This is a genomic window from Cohnella zeiphila (assembly GCF_014212055.1).
Classification (GTDB): Bacteria; Bacillota; Bacilli; order Paenibacillales; family Paenibacillaceae; genus Cohnella; species Cohnella zeiphila.
In genome coordinates, this window is record NZ_JACJVO010000009.1 from 560700 (window position 1) to 577486 (window position 16787).

Here is a 16787-nt window from a genome sequence, read left to right on the forward strand (position 1 = left end):
GGGCTGCCGGGAGGCTTCTTTGCGTGTGCGAAGACGGATTCGCTTCGGGCGCATCAACCCGCTCTCGGAGCCCTTCAAAATCCCGCGCAGGCCCCGTCAATACTGAAATGTGAACCTTTTTCGAAAGTGTGAGAATAGCTAACACTTCCACAAAAAATACCTGACATAACTATTGACGCTCCCTATACCGAGAATTATAATAGCATCATTGAGTTGGGTGAAAACTTGAACGATCAACACGAATTGCGAACTAATTGTTCGGAAATGGGGAGGAAATTCGAAGATGTCCGTTCAACAAGTTTTGGAACTGATTAAGGAAAAAAATATCGAATTTGTCGATTTCCGCTTTACCGACCTTGCCGGCCGCAGCCACCATATCACGCTCCCGGCCAGCGAAGTCGAAGCAGAGACGTTCGAGAACGGCGTCGCATTCGACGGTTCTTCGATCCCGGGCTTCCGCGGCATCGAAGAGTCCGATATGGTCATGATGCCCGACCCGGAGACGGCTTACGTCGATCCGTTCACGGCTCATGCCACCCTGATCGTCATCAGCAACATCCATACGCCGGACGGCCAGCGCTATGAGCGCGACCCCCGCTCGATCGCCCACAAGGCCGAAGAATATCTGCAATCCGCGGGCGTCGGAACGGCAGCGTTCTTCGCTCCGGAATCCGAATTTTTCATCTTCGACGACGTTCGTTACGAGAGCACGATGAACTCCTCCTCTTTCTTCGTAGATTCCGAAGAAGCCGCTTGGAACACGAACCGCAAGGAAGAAGGCGGCAACCTGGCGTTCAAAGTGGGCGTCAAGGGCGGATACGTTCCGGTCGCGCCGGTCGACTCCCAGCAAGACATCCGCAGCGAAATGGTTCGCCTGCTGCAAGAGTCCGGCCTCCGCGTCGAGCGCCATCACCATGAAGTGGCGACGGCCGGCCAAGCGGAGATCAACTTCCGCTTCGACACGCTGACCAAGACCGGCGACAACCTGATGAAGTACAAATACATCGTGCACAATACGGCTCGCCAATACGGCAAAGTCGCGACGTTCATGCCGAAGCCGCTCTTCGGAGACAACGGCAGCGGGATGCACGTTCACCAATCGATTTTCAACGAAGGCCAGCCGCTGTTCTATGACAAGGACGGCTATGGCAGCCTGAGCCAGCTGGCGCTGAACTATATCGGCGGCATTCTGTACCATGCTCCGGCGCTGATCGCGATCACGAACCCGTCCACGAACTCGTTCAAGCGTCTCGTTCCGGGCTACGAAGCGCCGGTTAACCTGGTCTTCTCCAAGGGCAACCGTTCCGCTGCCGTTCGGATTCCGATCGCTGCCGTATCGCCGAAGGGCTGCCGCATCGAGTTCCGTACGCCGGACTCCACGGCCAACCCGTACCTGGCGTTCGCCGCCATGCTGATGGCCGGCCTGGACGGCATCAAGCGCAAGATCGACCCGACCGCTCTCGGCTACGGTCCGTACGACAAGAACATCTACGAACTGTCCGACGAAGAGAAGAAGGAAATCCGCAGCGTTCCGGGTACGCTCGACGAAGCGCTCGACGCGCTGGAAGCCGATTACGAATTCCTGACCGAAGGCGGCGTCTTCACGAAGGAATTCATCGAGAACTACGTGGCCTTCAAGCGTTCCGAAGCGAAAGCCGTCTCCATTCGCGTACATCCGTACGAGTACGGCCTCTACTTCGACTGCTAATCGCACTTATGGATGATGAAGCGGGCACGCTCCTTTTGCCGGAGCGTGCCCGCTTTTTATCCTTAATGAATCTGTAAGCTTTGGAGTCCCCGCTTTGTGGGGATATTTTACGTGCGTGGCGAGGATTATTAAGGCTGGCGGAGGCCGAACGGAAATTCGGCCAGCCGCTCATAGGCGGGACGCCGGCCGAAATGCGTGCGGAAGAGCGCGAAGCTCTCGGCCGTCCAGGAGAGCGCGTCCGCGGGCAGCGGCGCGAGCGCCTGGACGGCGTCATGCCAGGCGGCGGACACGGCGTCGGGGCCGCCGCCCGGACCGCCCCGGCGCGCGAGCGTGACGTGCGCGCGGTAAGGGCGCGCCTCCAGGGCGAAGCCGGAGGCGGCCAGCGGCTTCGCGAGCGCCGCGTATAGCGCGGCGAGCGCGGGAAGCGTCCCGGCAGCGTCTCCGTGATCGCCGCTGCCGCAGCCTTGACTGCCGCCCGCAGCCACGGCGGCCGGCTCCGTCAGCCCGCACCAGAGGACGCGGGGAGCGTCCGGCGGGCCGAACGTGCCCGGCCGGCCGAGCGCCAGCGCGAACGGAGCGGTCCGATCGGCCGCCTCCCGCGCGGCGGCCTGTATGGCCGGAATGCGGTCCGGCGGAAGATCGCCGAGAAAGTGCAAGGTAATATGGTAATCGGCGGGATGGGTCCAGGAACGGTAAGGAAGGCGGTCGGCCAGCCGCTTGGCCAGATCGCCAAGCCGTTCACCGACGGAGGCGGATAACGCCACGCCGAGAAAAAGACGAAAATTATCCAATCGTACCCCATCCTTCGTTCGGAATTATCATCAATTCGCCTATCTTTTGCCGCGCTTTCGGTTGCTTGATGGCCCGGCGCTTTGATATGATAACTTTATTATGACTTTTGCACAAGGTGGGAAACGTTAATGGGCAATCGGGCTTTCAATTTCAACGCCGGACCGGCCGCGCTGCCGCTTGAAGTGCTGGAGCAGGCGCAGGAGCAGTTCGTCGAGTACAAGGGCGCAGGCATGTCTCTGATGGAGATGTCTCACCGCGGCGCGATTTACGAAGGCGTTCACCAGGAAGCGGAACAGCTGCTCCGCGAGCTGATGGGCATCCCGGACAACTACAAAGTATTGTTCCTTCAAGGCGGAGCCAGCACGCAGTTCGCCATGGTGCCGATGAACCTGCTGCAGCCGGGCAAGGTCGCTTCGTATGTGGCGACGGGAAGCTGGGCGGCCAAGGCGATCTCGGAAGCCAAGCTGTTCGGCGAGACGCAGATCGCCGCTTCTTCCGAAGCGGACAAGTTCATGCGCATTCCTTCGGCGTCGGAGCTGAACGTTCCGGCGGAAGCCGCCTACCTGCACCTGACTTCGAACGAGACGATCGAGGGCACGCAATGGGCCGAATATCCGGATACCGGCTTGGTTCCGCTCGTCGGCGATATGTCCAGCGATATTTTGTGCCGTCCTTTGAACGTTTCCCAATTCGGACTGATCTATGCCGGCGCGCAAAAAAACCTCGGACCTTCCGGCGTCACCATCGCGGTCATTCGGGAGGATCTGATCGGAACGCCTTCGATGCCGGTTCCGACGATGCTGCGCTACAGTACGCATGCGAAGAACGATTCGCTTTACAATACGCCGCCGACTTTCGCCATCTACATGACCAACCTGGTGCTGAATTGGGTCAAAGCGCAGGGAGGCACCGCTGCGGTCGAGAAGATCAACCTGGAGAAAGCGTCGCTGCTTTACGACACCATCGATGCAAGCAACGGCTTCTTCCGCGGCTGCGCCCAGGAAGGAAGCCGCTCGATCATGAACGTGACGTTCCGCCTTCCGTCCGAAGAGCTCGAGAAGCTGTTCGTGAAGGAATCGGAAGCGGAAGGCTTCGTCGGACTGAAAGGGCACCGCAGCGTCGGCGGCCTGCGGGCGTCGATCTACAACGCCGTTCCGCGCTCTTCCGTTCAAGCGCTGGCCGGATTCATGAACGAGTTCCAACGCCGTCACGGCTAATAGGGAAGCGCGCCGGTCCGTTTCGCGAACAAGCCCGCGAACCGCGATCCGGCGCGTTTGTCTTCCAAGATCGAATGGAGCAAGGAGGCAGCCGTCTTAAAATGGCTTTTCACATCGTGCTGGTCGAACCGGAAATTCCCGCGAATACGGGCAATATCGCCCGCACCTGCGCGGCAACGGGCGCGCATCTCCACTTGGTGAGGCCGCTCGGCTTCTCCACCGACGACCGGGAGCTGAAGCGCGCCGGGTTGGATTATTGGTACGCGGTGACGATTCATTATTATGATTCATTCGAGGAAGTATTGGGTAAATACCCGGAGGCGCGGTTCTTCTACGCAAGCACCCGGGTAAGCAAGCGGTACAGCGATTTCGCTTTTCGGGACGGAGATTTCTTCGTCTTCGGCAAAGAGACGAAAGGGCTGCCGCAGGAGCTGTTGGACGCCAATCCCGACACCGGGATGCGAATGCCGATGACCGATAAGGTTCGCTCGCTCAATCTGGCGAACTCGGTCGCCATCATCGTGTATGAGGCGCTGAGACAGAACGATTTCCCGGGGTTGGAGGGCTGAAGCCGAGCCAACCTCGTTTTTTGGCAAACAATCGCAAAATCTGTCGAATTTTTGTACGATTTTAAGCAAAATTCGTCGAAAGAAGGAATCAAAAGGGGTACTAGCGAAAAAGTAGACAAGGTAACGTTTACAGACGGCTATCCCTTAGATATTACCGGGAACGAATGGGAGGAACTGGCATTGAAACCTGCTGGCGTGGTTCGAAAAGTGGATCAGCTCGGCCGTATCGTCTTGCCGAAATCGCTGCGCAAGAGATACCAGATGAATGAGGGAGATCCTGTCGAAATTTTGGTGCAGGGCGATCATATCATTTTGGAGCGTTATCGGCCCCGCTGCGTCTTCTGCTCTTCGATGGAGAACGTAGGCGAATTCAAGGATCGTTACGTTTGCGCAACTTGCATGAACGAGATGCATGGCATGATGTAACGACCGGCCGGAATTCGGGCAGTCGGCCCAAACGACAAAAAGGCACCGGACGATACGCATGACGCTGAGCGTCGGCGATATCGATCCGGTGCTTTCTTGTGCGGAGATTACATTCCTTTGGTCTTGTCGTCCTGATAAGCAGCGGTCAGAATCGCGGTCAGGATCATGGCGAATACCAGAATGACAATCCAAAATTTATCGCTCATTCCCAGTAACATTTCCCACACCTCCACTTAACTTCCTATATTATAACCAACCCCGCCCAAAAAGAAAACGCAAAATGTTGCGACGGCGCCGCATAGAATGGTAACGGAAACGCGATCGTTTTTCGGCCCTGGCCGAACGGGAGGGACGCCGATGGGAGAGTTGATCAACTGGATGGGCGGCTGGCCGCGGGAAGGGTTGATGGCGCAGACGGAATGGGAAGAGCGGGTGGCGGAGGCGTCGGAACGCGACAGAGAGCCGGACGCGGGTAAGACGGAACGGCACATACGCGCGGCGACGACGCAAAGCCGGCTGGGCGAGCATATGGCCGCGGCCGGTTGGCTGAGGGACGGCGCGGCCGATTCGGGCGGCTTCGCGGTGACGGCCGGCGCGGACGCGGCGATCGAGCGGGTGGCGAGAGGTTGGCTGCGGCCGGGGGATGCCGTGCTGACGGAGAACCCGACGGGCCGAAGCGCCCTCCGCCTGATCCGCAAAGCCGGGGCGAATCCGTACCCGGTGCGGAGCGACGAGGCGGGCATGCTGCCGGACGACTTGTCGGAAGCGCTGGCCCGCTTGCGGCCCCGTCTCGTCTATGCGGCCCCGGCCGGCACCGATCCGCAAGGCCGGACGTGGAGCAGCGAGCGGCGGGAAGCGCTGCTAGCGAGCTGCCGGGAAGCCGGCGTGGCGGTGCTGCTGGATGAACGCCAAGGGATGCTGAACTTCGATGCAACGAAGGGGACGGAAGCCGTCTCGCGCGAAAGGAACGATGCGGGAGGAACGGTGTTTACGGTCGGGGAACTTCCGCCGGGCACGATCGCCGGAACGAGGCTCGGCTGGCTAGCGGCGTCGGGCGACGCGAAGTCGACGCGAGCCGTGCTGGCAGGAGCGCATGCGGATGCGGCCGAGGGCACCGAGGCGCCTTCCCCGGCGCTGACGCCGTCCGAGGCGGAACAGCGCGCCCTGCTGGCGCTGATGGAAGAGCGCGGGGCGGAGCCGCTCGTCGAGATGATGCGATTCGTCTGCCAGGCGAGAATCGGTCTGCTCTGCGAGCTTCTCGGGAATTCGCGATTGCCCGGGCTAAATTGGCGGGAGCCGGAAGCCGGCATGCATCTGTGGCTGAGCCTGCCGGAGGGACTCGACGGGGACGCGCTGCTTCGGGCGGCATGGCGGGAGGGGCTGTTGTTCCAGCCGGGCGGCGATTTCTATGCGACCGAACCGAACCGCTTCCGCATTCGGATGACCGTCGTCCATTCGGAAGAACGGGAGATTCGCATGGGCGTTCATCGTCTCGGAGAAGCGATGGCCGGGTTTCTCGGCCGTTCGGCAAGGTAAGGGCTTGCCGATCCTTTTTAATAAGGAGAACCGATGGCATAGAGAACGCCGTTCCGGTTCTCCACATTCCTTCGCATCAGACGTTCGTCGGCCATGTTGAGACAGCTGCCGTCGTTCTCGTCGAACGTCCAGAAGTGAAGCGGGCAAAAAAACATGCCGTCGATCTTGCGGACGTCCCCGCCCGCATGCGGGCAAATCGCCATCAGCAAGCCGTATCCTTTTTCCCCTTTACGGACAAGCCAGTAGGGCGTGCCGTCCACTTCCACTTCCGCCGGCAGCTTGGCGTATTCATCCGCCGGACCGATAAGATGATCTTCGCTCATGTCGATGAGTTCTCCCTTCGGATGACGGATCGTCATTTTCGTTCGGCCGCCGCCCCGGTCTCCGCCGCCGCAGACCCGGAAGCCCGTGCGGCCAGCCAATCGGCGGCCCATTCGAATTTGGCTGCCCATACCGACGCGACTTCGCCGAACTCGCGCAGCGCCGCCTCTCCTTCGCGGGTCAGCTCGTAGACGCCCCGCCCCCGCTTGCGGAACCAGCTGTAATGGTTGTCGCGCAGAACCGAACCCGGATTCGGGCAGCCGGTGAGCGCCCGAATGTCCCGCGGCGCGAGCGCCCCGCGGCAAGCGAGCGCGAGCGCGCACTGGATCGCCCGCTCGCGATAGGCGGTTACCAGCTTGCGCCGCAGGCTGCCGCCGACGTTGTAATCGCCGCTTCGCCCGGCGAATTCCTTCAGCAGCGGCTTCGCGCCCGCCCGCTTGCGCCCGCCCGCCGAAGCGGCGTACCCGGCGGCGAACGCCTCCTCGGCGACGCGAACGGCCGCTTCCGCTCCGGCCTCGCCCGCTGCGGCCGAGGCGCCGGCGCGGGCGCTTCCCGGGCCGCCGCGCAGCGCGTAAGCTCTGGCCCCGGGCCCGGGCTCGCGCCACACTTCAATGACCGGCTCCTTCGTCTTGAAGAAGGTGACGGTCATAAAGCCCAGGCCGAGCCGGCCGCACAGCGCCGACAGCTCCGCGAAGCGCTGGTTGTGCGCTCCTTTCTTCGTGCGGTTGCGCTCGACCGCCAGCCAGACGTCCGCGCCGGTCCGCTGCCGATCCACGCCCTGCAGAAGGAGCGGAAGCGTAAACGTCTTTTTCATCTCGACGATAACCGGCTCGTCCTCTCCGGGGCGTACCGCCACCAGGTCGCAGCCGCGCACCTCCGCTTTGACTTCGTAGCCCCGATTCGCGAAGAAGGCTTTAACGGGCGGGTACAGATCGGTCTCCAGCTTGACGGCCACGCTGATTCCTCCATTTTATACCAATCGCATTCTGCGTTACTCTATCTGAATTATATCTCATGTTAAGCTTTTTTCGTAAGCGTGGCGCGGTTTTTCCGCCCGCCGGGACAACTTGTGCCGTTTTCATCGCCTTTTCGGAGCAATTTCGTCCCTTCTATCGCATAGTTATGTAATACGTTTCGCAAGCGGGAATGGACTAGGTGAGGGAGGTAGCGGCAATGGATCTATTCAGACGTCTCGCGGAGCATCGGACCGAGAGTGAAAAGCTGACATGGTCTGGAACTTTTCGGGATTACATCGACTTGCTGCGCCGCGATCCGGCTCCGGCGATGACAGCTCACGCCAGGGTATACGATATGATCGTATCGCACGGTGTAGAGGAGGCGGGCGGCCACCGAAGATACAAATTTTTCGAGAAAGAGATTTACGGGCTGGACCGCACGATGGAGAAGCTCGTGGAAGAATACTTCCATTCCGCGGCGCGCCGGCTGGACGTTCGCAAACGGATCCTGCTGCTGATGGGACCCGTGAGCGGCGGCAAATCGACGATCGTGACCATGCTCAAGCGGGGGCTGGAGCAGTATGCGCGGACATACAGGGGAGCGGTCTATGCGATCAAAGGCTGCCCGATGCACGAGGATCCGCTGCACCTCGTTCCGAACGAGCTTCGATCCGAGTTCGAGAAGGAGCTCGGCGTCCGCATCGAAGGCAACCTGTGCCCTTCCTGCCAGATGAGGCTGCGGACCGAATTCGGCGGGGATATCGAGAGCGTGCCGGTGGAGCGCGTATTCCTGTCGGAAGAGAACCGCATCGGCATCGGGACCTTCAGCCCGTCCGATCCGAAGTCGCAGGATATCGCCGACTTGACGGGGAGCATCGACTTCTCGACGATCACCGAATACGGCTCCGAATCCGACCCGCGCGCGTATCGGTTCGACGGCGAGCTGAACAAGGCCAATCGCGGCCTCATGGAGTTCCAGGAAATGCTCAAGTGCGACGAGAAGTTCCTCTGGAATCTGCTGTCGCTGACCCAGGAAGGCAACTTCAAGGCCGGCCGCTTCGCGCTCATCAGCGCCGACGAGCTGATCGTCGCCCATACGAACGAGTCGGAGTATCGCGCGTTCATCTCCAACAAGAAGAACGAAGCGCTTCAGTCGCGCATGATCGTCATGCCGGTGCCGTACAACTTGCGGGTGAACGACGAGGAGAAGATTTACGCCAAGCTGATCGGCCAGTCGGACATGAGCCACATCCACATCGCTCCGCATGCGCTGAGAGCCGCCGCCATCTTTTCCATCCTCACGAGGTTGAAAGACTCGAAGAAGCAGGGCATGGACCTGGTCAAAAAGATGAGGCTGTACGACGGCGAAGAGGTGGAAGGGTTCAAGGAGGCCGATCTGAAGGAAATTCAGAACGAATATGCGGACGAAGGCATGTCCGGCATCGATCCGCGCTATGTCATCAACCGTATCTCGAGCGCGCTGATCAAGCACGATCTCCCCTGCATCAATGCGCTAGACGTGCTGCGGGCGCTCAAGGACGGCCTCGACCAGCATCCTTCGATTACGAAGGAAGAGAGAGAAAAGTACTTAAACTTCATCTCGGTGGCGAGAAAGGAATACGACAGCCTGGCGAAAAAGGAAGTGCAGAAGGCGTTCGTCTACTCGTTCGAGGAATCGGCGCGCACGCTGTTCGAGAATTATCTGGACAACATCGAGGCTTACTGCAACTGGGCGAAAATCCGGGACCCGCTGACCGGGGAAGAGATGGACCCGGACGAGCGGCTGATGCGGTCCATCGAGGAGCAGATCGGCGTGTCCGAGAACGCGAAGAAAGCGTTCCGCGAGGAAATTCTGATCCGCATGTCCGCCTATTCGCGCAAAGGCAAGAAGTTCGAACACAGCACCCACGAGCGGCTGCGCGAGGCGATCGAGAAGAAGCTGTTCGCCGACCTGAAAGACATCGTCAAGATCACCACTTCGACCAAGACGCCCGACGAGAACCAACTCAAGCGCATCAACGAGGTGAGCAAGCGCCTGATCGACGAGCACGGCTACTGCCCCGTCTGCGCCAACGAGCTGCTGCGGTACGTGGGGAGTCTGCTTAACCGGTAACGGAAGACTGGCCCGTCTACTTCAAGGCCGGCGTCGTCCTTCTTCGGAAGGATGGCGCCGGCTTGTTCTTTTGGCATGTATTGTTAAGAAATTGTTAAGCGGGGCTTGGTAGACTGAACGTGCTTGTTCAACGAAAAATGACAAAATCAGACAACGAGAGGGCAACGGGAGGGTTAAGGTGAACAGAAAATGGCTGTTAGGCGCGACCATCGGCATAACCTTGCTGGGTTCGGGTTATCCGCTGGCCGCTCATGCGCAAGCCGCTTCGGCCTCGTACCATGATTTGGATACGGCGTCGAAGTGGGCGCTCGATTCGATCCGGTTCTTGAACGAGCGGGGCATCACCCAGGGTTACGTTAATCAAAGCTATCAACCGCACAAGCTCGTTACCCGCCAGGAAGTCGCCGCGCTGCTCGCCCGGGCGCTGAAGCTTCCGGCGATTCCGTCGGGTCTGGCCGGTCCCTCCGACATGAGCCCGGCTTCATGGTCCTACGCCAGCGTTCAAGCCGTAAGGAATCTCGGCTTGATGGGGGATCCGTCGGAGCCGTTCCGGCCGCTCGAACCGGTGACGAGAGAGGAACTGGTGTCGATCTTCGCGCAGGCGACGGGAGCGCAGGGCAGCGGTCAAACGACGCTCCCGGAGATGGATGCCGGCGAGGTGGATCCGGCGAATCGCCAGAAGGTGGAGGCGTCCGTCGAGCTCGGGCTGCTTCAAGGAGACGGAAGCACGCTGGACCTGTCCAAGCCGACCGAACGCCAAGAGGTCGCGGTCATCCTGACGCGTCTGATGCAGGCGCTCGGCGGCCCTGCGGACAAGGAAGCGGTTCTGACCGTCGTCGGAACGGACAAGGTGCGGCTGGGAGCGTTCGAGTATCCCATGACCGACGAATTGAAGAGTCTGCTCGGATCCGCGAACGCGGAGCTGCTGAACGGCGCAACGATCAAAGTGAAGCTTGGCGACGATTATCGCATCGAGCAGATTGTGGATATGACCATTCCGGCTTCCAAGCACGACCTGGAGCTGGACGGCGGACAGCTTCGTATCGCCGGCAATCTCAAGATTCTCGGCGACAATCTGACGCTCAAGAATCTTCACGTCGACGGCAGCGTCGTCGTTCAGGGCGACGCCAAATCGTCGCTTGCGTTCGAGAATGTCGGAATCGGAACGCTCGAGCTGGGAACGGCGGCTCGTCTGACGCTTAGCGGCGATTCGAAGGTCGCGTCCCTCCGCATTCCGGACGAGGCGGTCGAGGGTACGCAGGTGGTGCTTCAGGATGAAGGCGCCATCGACGATATCGTCGTTCCGGACAAGCTGCTCGTTCCGGCTCTCGTCAAGGACTATGGCGTCAATAGGGGCAAGGTTCGGCTGATCAACGGACAGCCGCCCGAACAGCCCGCGACGGGCGGATCGTCTTCGAGCCAGCCCGTAATGCTGTACGCCGTTCCGATCGGGACCGTTCAGCCCGTAGGCGGCTCCTACAAGCTGCCCGACCAGGTATCGGTCCGCATGTCCAACGGGACTTCCGTTGACAAGAGCGTCGTTTGGACGCCGCCGGAAGGCGTCGAGATCCGAAACGGGGAAGTGCGGTTGTCCGCGCCGGCCGTCTACTCTTTCAGCGGCGCGGTCGAAGGCCTTTCTGCTGCGGCGGAGCTGAAGATCGACGTCCGATTCCCGCTGAAGCTGAGCTTAAGCCCGGCCTATCAGACGGTGAGCGCGGTTGCCGGACAGACGGCGACTTTCGCCTTCTCGGCGGCGCCGGATACCGATCTTACGGCGTCCGTCTCCGATGTCGCTTACCAGCTGCAATGGTTTGACGGAAGCGGCGTCAATCGCACGTCCGAGGTTCAACTGTCGGATGTCGGCAGCATGCATGCATCCAGAACCGGAAGCTACTGGATTTTAAGTTATACAGGGAGCCATGCCGTCGCCGCTCCGGAGACGTTATCCGTCGGAGTCGCATTCGACGAGGCGGGTACGTATACGGCCCAAGTGACGGCAATCCAATATAATCCTCAATAGAAAAAGGAGAGTTCGCACCATGAGAGTACCCAAGTTCGCCAAAGTCCTGCTTTTGTCCACCGCCATCCTTACGGCAGCCGCGCCCGCTTACGCCGAACGGAATATCACCCCCTTGTCGAATACGCTGACCGCCACGTTTAACGTGACGTCCAATTTCACGCTGCAATGGACCGATGGCGTAGGCGTGCTGCCGAGCGCGGAGCTCCCGGAGATTACGGCCGGCACCGGCGAGGTTAAGGACCTAAACATGAAGGCCACCGTCTCCCGTCCATATGATTATCAAGTGCTCTTCGTGATCTCGCGGACCGACGGCACGGCTATTAGCGAAACCGATGCCGTGCTTGAAGATGATTCCGTGACTCCGGCAGACGAGATCGACGGCAATATCAGCGGTTTGGACAACAAACTGCATATTTACTCCAGGGGGCGGTCGATCACCGATACGGATGATTTGCATTTCGGCGTTAAATTCCTAACGGCGGGGCAGTACAAAATCGAAGCCTTTGCCGTTGAAGAGCCTATGTGATCCAATTGGCGAAGCAGACAGGTTAACCGTGAGCTCCTCTTATCGCAGACAGGGAATCCTGCTGCCGTAAGGGGAGTTTTTGCTTATTCCTGAAACGACTCTAATGACTGTTAAAGCGTTTTCAGCGTATAATATGGAGATGGCCGTATATTCCGTTTGTGTTCTCCGGAAAGAAAGGCAAGCGGACTTTTCTTTCGTTCCTGGATTGTTTGCGTTTGCAAAGAACCGTAAATCCTTATATTCTGTAAGTAAAAGTAAATGTGGAGGTAAGATATGGAACCGGTGCTTTCTTTATCGGACCTGCTGGCCGATCATGCGGACAGCGGATCGTATGTAGAAGTCGCGGGTCAACGGTCGCGGACGTTCAGCCAGGACACGTTCTCCGCCACCATCCCGATGAATCGGTTGTTCTCCATCTACGAGATCGACCTTGAAGTTCAGCGGCAGCTCATCCCGAGGAACGTGTCCCAGCTGGTCGATTACCTGCTGCTGTATTTGGATCACGGCCAGAACATTTATTTCCCGGGCATTATTTTGTCCGCGAGAGGCGCCGGCGTGTTCGATCCGGAACGCGGCGTCTACCGGCTCCAGCCGATGGAGAAGTGCTACGTCGTCGACGGGCAGCACCGGCTGGAGGCGTTCAAGCGGGTCATGGAGACGCTGCAAGGCAATTTGGCCCGGGCGAAGGACCGCAGGGAATACGAGAGAGCCGACGAGATTACCGCCAAGCTGCGCAAGCTTTACGAATTTCCGATGTCCGTCATGATTTACCTGGACATCAGCGCCAGGCAGGAGCGCCAGCTGTTCTCGGACATCAACAAGCTTCCCCGCAAGATCGGCGGGAACCTGGCGATGCTGCGGGAGCAGCGGCGTTACTATCATGTGATGGCGAGCCGGCTCGTCAAGGAATACCCGGTGATGAAGCGTCTGCCGACCGATATCTATTCCGAGCGGGGAAGAGGTCAGGATTACCTGTTCTCGTATTCTCTCCTGATCGAACTGCTCGTCGGGCTGTTCGAAGGACGCCTGAAGTCGGCGGCGCGGCATAACGGCTATTATTTCACGGAGCGGGACCTTCAGGAGCAGCTGGACCAGGCGGCTTTCTACTTCGAGAACTTGCTCGAGCGTCTGCCGGAGCCGGCTCCCGGAGAGCTGGTCTGGTCGGAGAACATCCAGATCGCGCTCGCGCTGTTCCTGCACCAGGAAGCGTTCAAGACCCAGCAGTTCAACCGATATACGCTTGTCTACGCGACGAAGATATTGCCCCATCTGGATTGGAACGAGATCTACAAGAACGACGAGAAAGACCGGTTGCCGCGAAGAAGCCGAATCATGAAAGCTTATCAGCATATTCGAGCCTTTTTTGACGAGCAGCATCTCTTTCTTATTACCGATCGGGAGGACGATGCCGGATGACGGAAGGCTTGAAGCTGAAGATGGCGATTCACCCGTATTGCGGAAAATACGGCCTTGCGACCGTATCGCTGCGGGTTCATGATCTGCTCAATTACACGGGAATCGATCCGTTCGTTCAGCGCAAGCTGAGCAGCGGCCAGCAGCGCAAGATCGCGAAGTACCTGCAGGAACGCGAGCTCGATCACGTCTTCTTCGGACCGGTGACGCTGTCGCTGCGGGACGTGGGCTCGCTCATGAAGGAGGACGATCACTTTATTCTCCTTCACGGATCGAAGCTGAGCATTCTGGACGGCCAGCACCGGATTATGGCGCTCGGCTATACGAACGAACAGCTCCAGAAGGAGACCCGCAAATACGAGCGGGAGCTCCGGAGACTGAAGCTCAAGGACCGGCAATTCCCGGATGACGCCTGGGTCAAGGATATGCTGGAGCAAACGGAAGGCATCCTGAGCCAACTGGAGGCGAGAAGGCTCGACCTGCTGGAGAGCGAGCTGTCCGTGCAGATGTACGTGGGCCTCAGCGAAGAAGAAGAGCGGCAGCTGTTCGGGGACATCAATTCCAAGGTGCAGCTGGTCAGCAAGGAGCTCGGCCACGCTTTCGACGGCAGCGATCCGCTCAATACGGTACTGCAGCAAGTCGCGGCGAACAACGAGTTGCTGAGGACGGCCGGGATCGAGAGCCGCAACAACCTGACCGCGTTCAACAAAAATTTCACTTGCTACAGCTGGCTGCACTCGATCGCTTCCCTGCTCTATTCCGGTACGATGCAGCCGTCCTACGAGCTTACCCGGCGTATCCGCAAGGATCCGACGACGCACGTCGAGATTCTGCACCAGTTCATGAACGGGGTGCTGCCGAGCTTGCCCGCCCAGCCCGGACTCTCCGAATATTTGTCCGCCAGCCGCGTCGTCCAGGAAGCGATCGCCCTGTTCGCGCACGAATATCTGGTCGGCGACAAAGGGTACCGCCGCGACTGGACCAACTGCCTGCAAGCGCTTCGCGACATCGACTGGACCCACGACAACGAGGACCTGGCCGAGGCGTTGGGCCGTCTGGACAACGGCAAAATCAATCTCGTCCACGAAAAATCGATGCGCAAGCACGCGATCGTCATCCAATATTTGAAGGAGCGATACGAGCAGGCGAAATCGCTGACCGGCTGAAAATGCAGACGGTTCAAAAAGCCGATCCCGTCTTCCGGGGTCGGCTTTTTGGCTTCCCCGAAAGTACTAGGATCTCCTAGAAGATTCGGCAAAGAGAGCCATGAACATTTCTTTCAAGCGTTCTTGCATAAAAATTCACGTTTTGAGACTATCCGATCAATAATAAAGATATGAAAAATCGCATTTCGTTGGTAAAATAGAACTATGATATAATGAGGTGCGGGGGATCTTATGTCGTTCATCATGTTTATAGCAGCCTCAATGCTAGAATACATATCCTTTTTCATTTTCGTCATGGTGCTGTTTCGCTTCTCGGTCAAAGAAAATATCTTGAAGTTTGTTCTAGGCGCGCTCATTCTGGCGTTCGTCTCCAACACGGTTCAGACCGAATCCTTGCAAGACATTTCTCCTCTGGTCAACATCATCATTCTGTTCTTCCTGATCACCATCATCTTAAGATTGCGGTTGTTCCACGCCTTCATCATGGTCGCGATCGGGTACGTCGTACAAGCTTTCGTCCAGTGGGTGCTGTATTCGACGCTGATTCACTACGGCGTCTTCAAAGAGATCGAACCGTACACGCGCAACGGATATTCGGTACAGGGGATGACCTTCATGGCCATCTGTCTGATCTCTGCGTTCATCTACTACACCAAAGGCGGCTTCAGCTACATTCAATCTCACAGCCGGTTTTACAAAGACAGCTTTCGCGGCAACAAGCTGTTTGTCGTCTTCATGGCGATCGGGCTTATTATCCTGATCGGCGTCAACGTGGTTTATATCGCATCGTACGAGATTCCGAGCGACTTGCTGACGGCGATGGTTGCGATTCTTGTCGTTCTGATCATATTGATTTATTTTTCCATTCGAAAGGACGGTTAAGATGATTGAGCGATTGGCCTTGTCCATTGCGACGTCCATCAAGAAAGTGGACGCCGAGCAGACGCCGAGCATCGAAGTAATGAAGTTTTCGCTCATTACGATCCTGCATACGCTGGCGACCGTTCTCATCGTCTTCATTCTGAGCTGGGTCACCGGCAAGCCGCTCGTCACGATGTACGGAATGGGCTATTTTATGCTGCTTCGCTTCTTCTCCGGAGGCTACCATATTCAATCGTCCTCGTTGTGCACGGTGCTGTCCGTTCTTCTGATGTTGGCGGCTCCGTTCATTCCGCTGGGGGACCATTGGGTTCTGATTGCCAATATCGTCAATGTTGTCATGATGCTCGTATTTTCTCCGTCAAACATTAAAGGATTTGCGCAAATTCCGGAGAAGTATTTTCCTATCCTTAAGTTGGTTTCGGTGGCGATTGTCTGCGCGAACTTCTGGCTTCAAGATCCGACGCTCGCTATCCTTACCATATTTCAGTCCATTCTGCTTTTATTTAAACAGGAAGGAGGCGAATCCGCATGAAGAAACAAATGGTCGTAGGCGTCGCCAAGCTGCTCGGCGTCGTTGCCGTTGTATTCGTCAGCACGGCATGCTTCTGGATCCTGCACCGTCCGGAAATTCCGGCCGAATTGAAGCGCGCGTAAAGAAACGGAGGGAGCGAAATGTCTTTCTTCCGCTTATTGGATGGGAATGGAGAGCCGATTGAGGTAGCGATCGACGAGGTCCTGGCCATCCGGCCGACTTCGAGCGGTCCGGAATTCCACACGAAGCGCGGAGTGTTCTATTATCCGACGACGCTGGAGGAATTTCAGGCCCTCCTGGGAGACGCCGGATTCGAGCGGCTCGATCGCGGCAATTTGGTCAACATGAACCACGCCAAGGCGTTTGATAACAAAAGCCGTAAAGTCTATTTCGAAGAATCGTGGGACAAGGACAGTTTCTTCGCCACGGTCTCCGAAGCCAACATGCACAAAGTAATGCACCTGGTCCGGGAGCAGGAGTCCTCCTACTCGGCCTCGCAGAAGCCCCTGTTCTGGAAACGTAGCAAGGCATAGCCGGGTCGCCGTGTCCCGCGCGTCAAGCCGTCCCCCGGATTCTTCGAACCGGGGGCGGCTTTTCGTATTATTAGGTC

General features: G+C 58.3%; 17 protein-coding genes. 14 read left to right on the forward strand and 3 right to left on the reverse strand.

Annotation, left to right across the window (positions count from 1 at the left end; all coding sequences use genetic code 11):
* Positions 1-283 precede the first annotated feature (283 nt).
* Complete coding sequence (gene glnA, locus H7C18_RS09640; protein WP_185128801.1) at positions 284-1708, forward strand: type I glutamate--ammonia ligase; 1425 nt, start codon at positions 284-286, stop codon at positions 1706-1708.
* Positions 1709-1836: 128 nt separating this feature from the next.
* On the opposite strand, the gene thpR is transcribed toward glnA, so the two are convergent.
* On the reverse strand, positions 1837-2499 hold the full coding sequence (gene thpR / locus H7C18_RS09645) for an RNA 2',3'-cyclic phosphodiesterase (RefSeq protein WP_185128802.1): 663 nt from the start codon (positions 2497-2499) through the stop codon (positions 1837-1839).
* A gap of 129 nt (positions 2500-2628) precedes the next feature.
* Here thpR and serC point away from each other — a divergent pair, with 129 nt between their 5' ends.
* From serC to H7C18_RS09665, 4 genes are all read left to right on the forward strand, one after another.
* Positions 2629-3717 carry a 3-phosphoserine/phosphohydroxythreonine transaminase gene (serC, locus tag H7C18_RS09650; protein WP_185128803.1) on the forward strand — a complete coding sequence of 363 codons (1089 nt, stop codon included), beginning with the start codon at positions 2629-2631 and terminating at the stop codon, positions 3715-3717.
* A gap of 101 nt (positions 3718-3818) precedes the next feature.
* Complete coding sequence (gene trmL, locus H7C18_RS09655; protein ID WP_185128804.1) at positions 3819-4286, forward strand: tRNA (uridine(34)/cytosine(34)/5-carboxymethylaminomethyluridine(34)-2'-O)-methyltransferase TrmL; 468 nt, start codon at positions 3819-3821, stop codon at positions 4284-4286.
* A gap of 180 nt (positions 4287-4466) precedes the next feature.
* Positions 4467-4712: an AbrB/MazE/SpoVT family DNA-binding domain-containing protein gene (locus H7C18_RS09660; RefSeq protein WP_185128805.1), complete on the forward strand. Its 246-nt coding sequence runs from the start codon at positions 4467-4469 to the stop codon at positions 4710-4712.
* Positions 4713-5069: 357 nt separating this feature from the next.
* Positions 5070-6248, forward strand: coding sequence for an aminotransferase class I/II-fold pyridoxal phosphate-dependent enzyme (locus tag H7C18_RS09665; protein ID WP_185128806.1), 1179 nt, complete (start codon positions 5070-5072; stop codon positions 6246-6248).
* 17 nt (positions 6249-6265) lie between these two features.
* On the opposite strand, the gene H7C18_RS09670 is transcribed toward H7C18_RS09665, so the two are convergent.
* Positions 6266-6571, reverse strand: coding sequence for a Rieske (2Fe-2S) protein (locus tag H7C18_RS09670; RefSeq protein ID WP_185128807.1), 306 nt, complete (start codon positions 6569-6571; stop codon positions 6266-6268).
* A gap of 32 nt (positions 6572-6603) precedes the next feature.
* On the reverse strand, positions 6604-7524 hold the full coding sequence (locus tag H7C18_RS09675; RefSeq protein ID WP_185128808.1) for a DUF2161 family putative PD-(D/E)XK-type phosphodiesterase: 921 nt from the start codon (positions 7522-7524) through the stop codon (positions 6604-6606).
* Positions 7525-7742: 218 nt separating this feature from the next.
* Between H7C18_RS09675 and H7C18_RS09680 the strand changes: the two genes are divergently transcribed.
* The 9 genes from H7C18_RS09680 (at position 7743) to H7C18_RS09720 (ending at position 16710) form a co-directional block, all read left to right on the forward strand.
* A complete protein-coding gene (locus H7C18_RS09680) occupies positions 7743-9638 on the forward strand; it encodes a PrkA family serine protein kinase (protein WP_185128809.1) in 1896 nt (631 codons plus the stop codon).
* A gap of 178 nt (positions 9639-9816) precedes the next feature.
* A complete protein-coding gene (locus H7C18_RS09685; protein WP_185128810.1) occupies positions 9817-11658 on the forward strand; it encodes an S-layer homology domain-containing protein in 1842 nt (613 codons plus the stop codon).
* 19 nt (positions 11659-11677) lie between these two features.
* Positions 11678-12184 (forward strand): hypothetical protein, encoded by a 507-nt coding sequence (locus H7C18_RS09690; protein ID WP_185128811.1) that lies wholly within the window; start codon positions 11678-11680, stop codon positions 12182-12184.
* 273 nt (positions 12185-12457) lie between these two features.
* Entirely contained in the window at positions 12458-13600 is a 1143-nt protein-coding gene (locus H7C18_RS09695) for a DNA sulfur modification protein DndB (RefSeq protein ID WP_185128812.1), read from the forward strand.
* Positions 13597-14763: a DNA sulfur modification protein DndB gene (locus H7C18_RS09700; RefSeq protein WP_185128813.1), complete on the forward strand. Its 1167-nt coding sequence runs from the start codon at positions 13597-13599 to the stop codon at positions 14761-14763. Before H7C18_RS09695 ends, H7C18_RS09700 begins: the two co-directional genes overlap by 4 nt.
* Before the next feature lie 330 nt (positions 14764-15093).
* A complete protein-coding gene (locus tag H7C18_RS09705) occupies positions 15094-15645 on the forward strand; it encodes a hypothetical protein (RefSeq protein WP_185128814.1) in 552 nt (183 codons plus the stop codon).
* Between the two features lies 1 nt (position 15646).
* On the forward strand, positions 15647-16177 hold the full coding sequence (locus tag H7C18_RS09710; protein ID WP_185128815.1) for an accessory gene regulator ArgB-like protein: 531 nt from the start codon (positions 15647-15649) through the stop codon (positions 16175-16177).
* The gene (locus tag H7C18_RS09715; protein WP_185128816.1) at positions 16174-16299 is read left to right on the forward strand and encodes a cyclic lactone autoinducer peptide; all 126 of its coding nucleotides are present in this window, start codon (positions 16174-16176) and stop codon (positions 16297-16299) included. Before H7C18_RS09710 ends, H7C18_RS09715 begins: the two co-directional genes overlap by 4 nt.
* Positions 16300-16317: 18 nt before the next feature.
* Complete coding sequence (locus tag H7C18_RS09720; RefSeq protein WP_185128817.1) at positions 16318-16710, forward strand: LytTR family transcriptional regulator DNA-binding domain-containing protein; 393 nt, start codon at positions 16318-16320, stop codon at positions 16708-16710.
* The last annotated feature ends 77 nt before the right edge of the window (positions 16711-16787 follow it).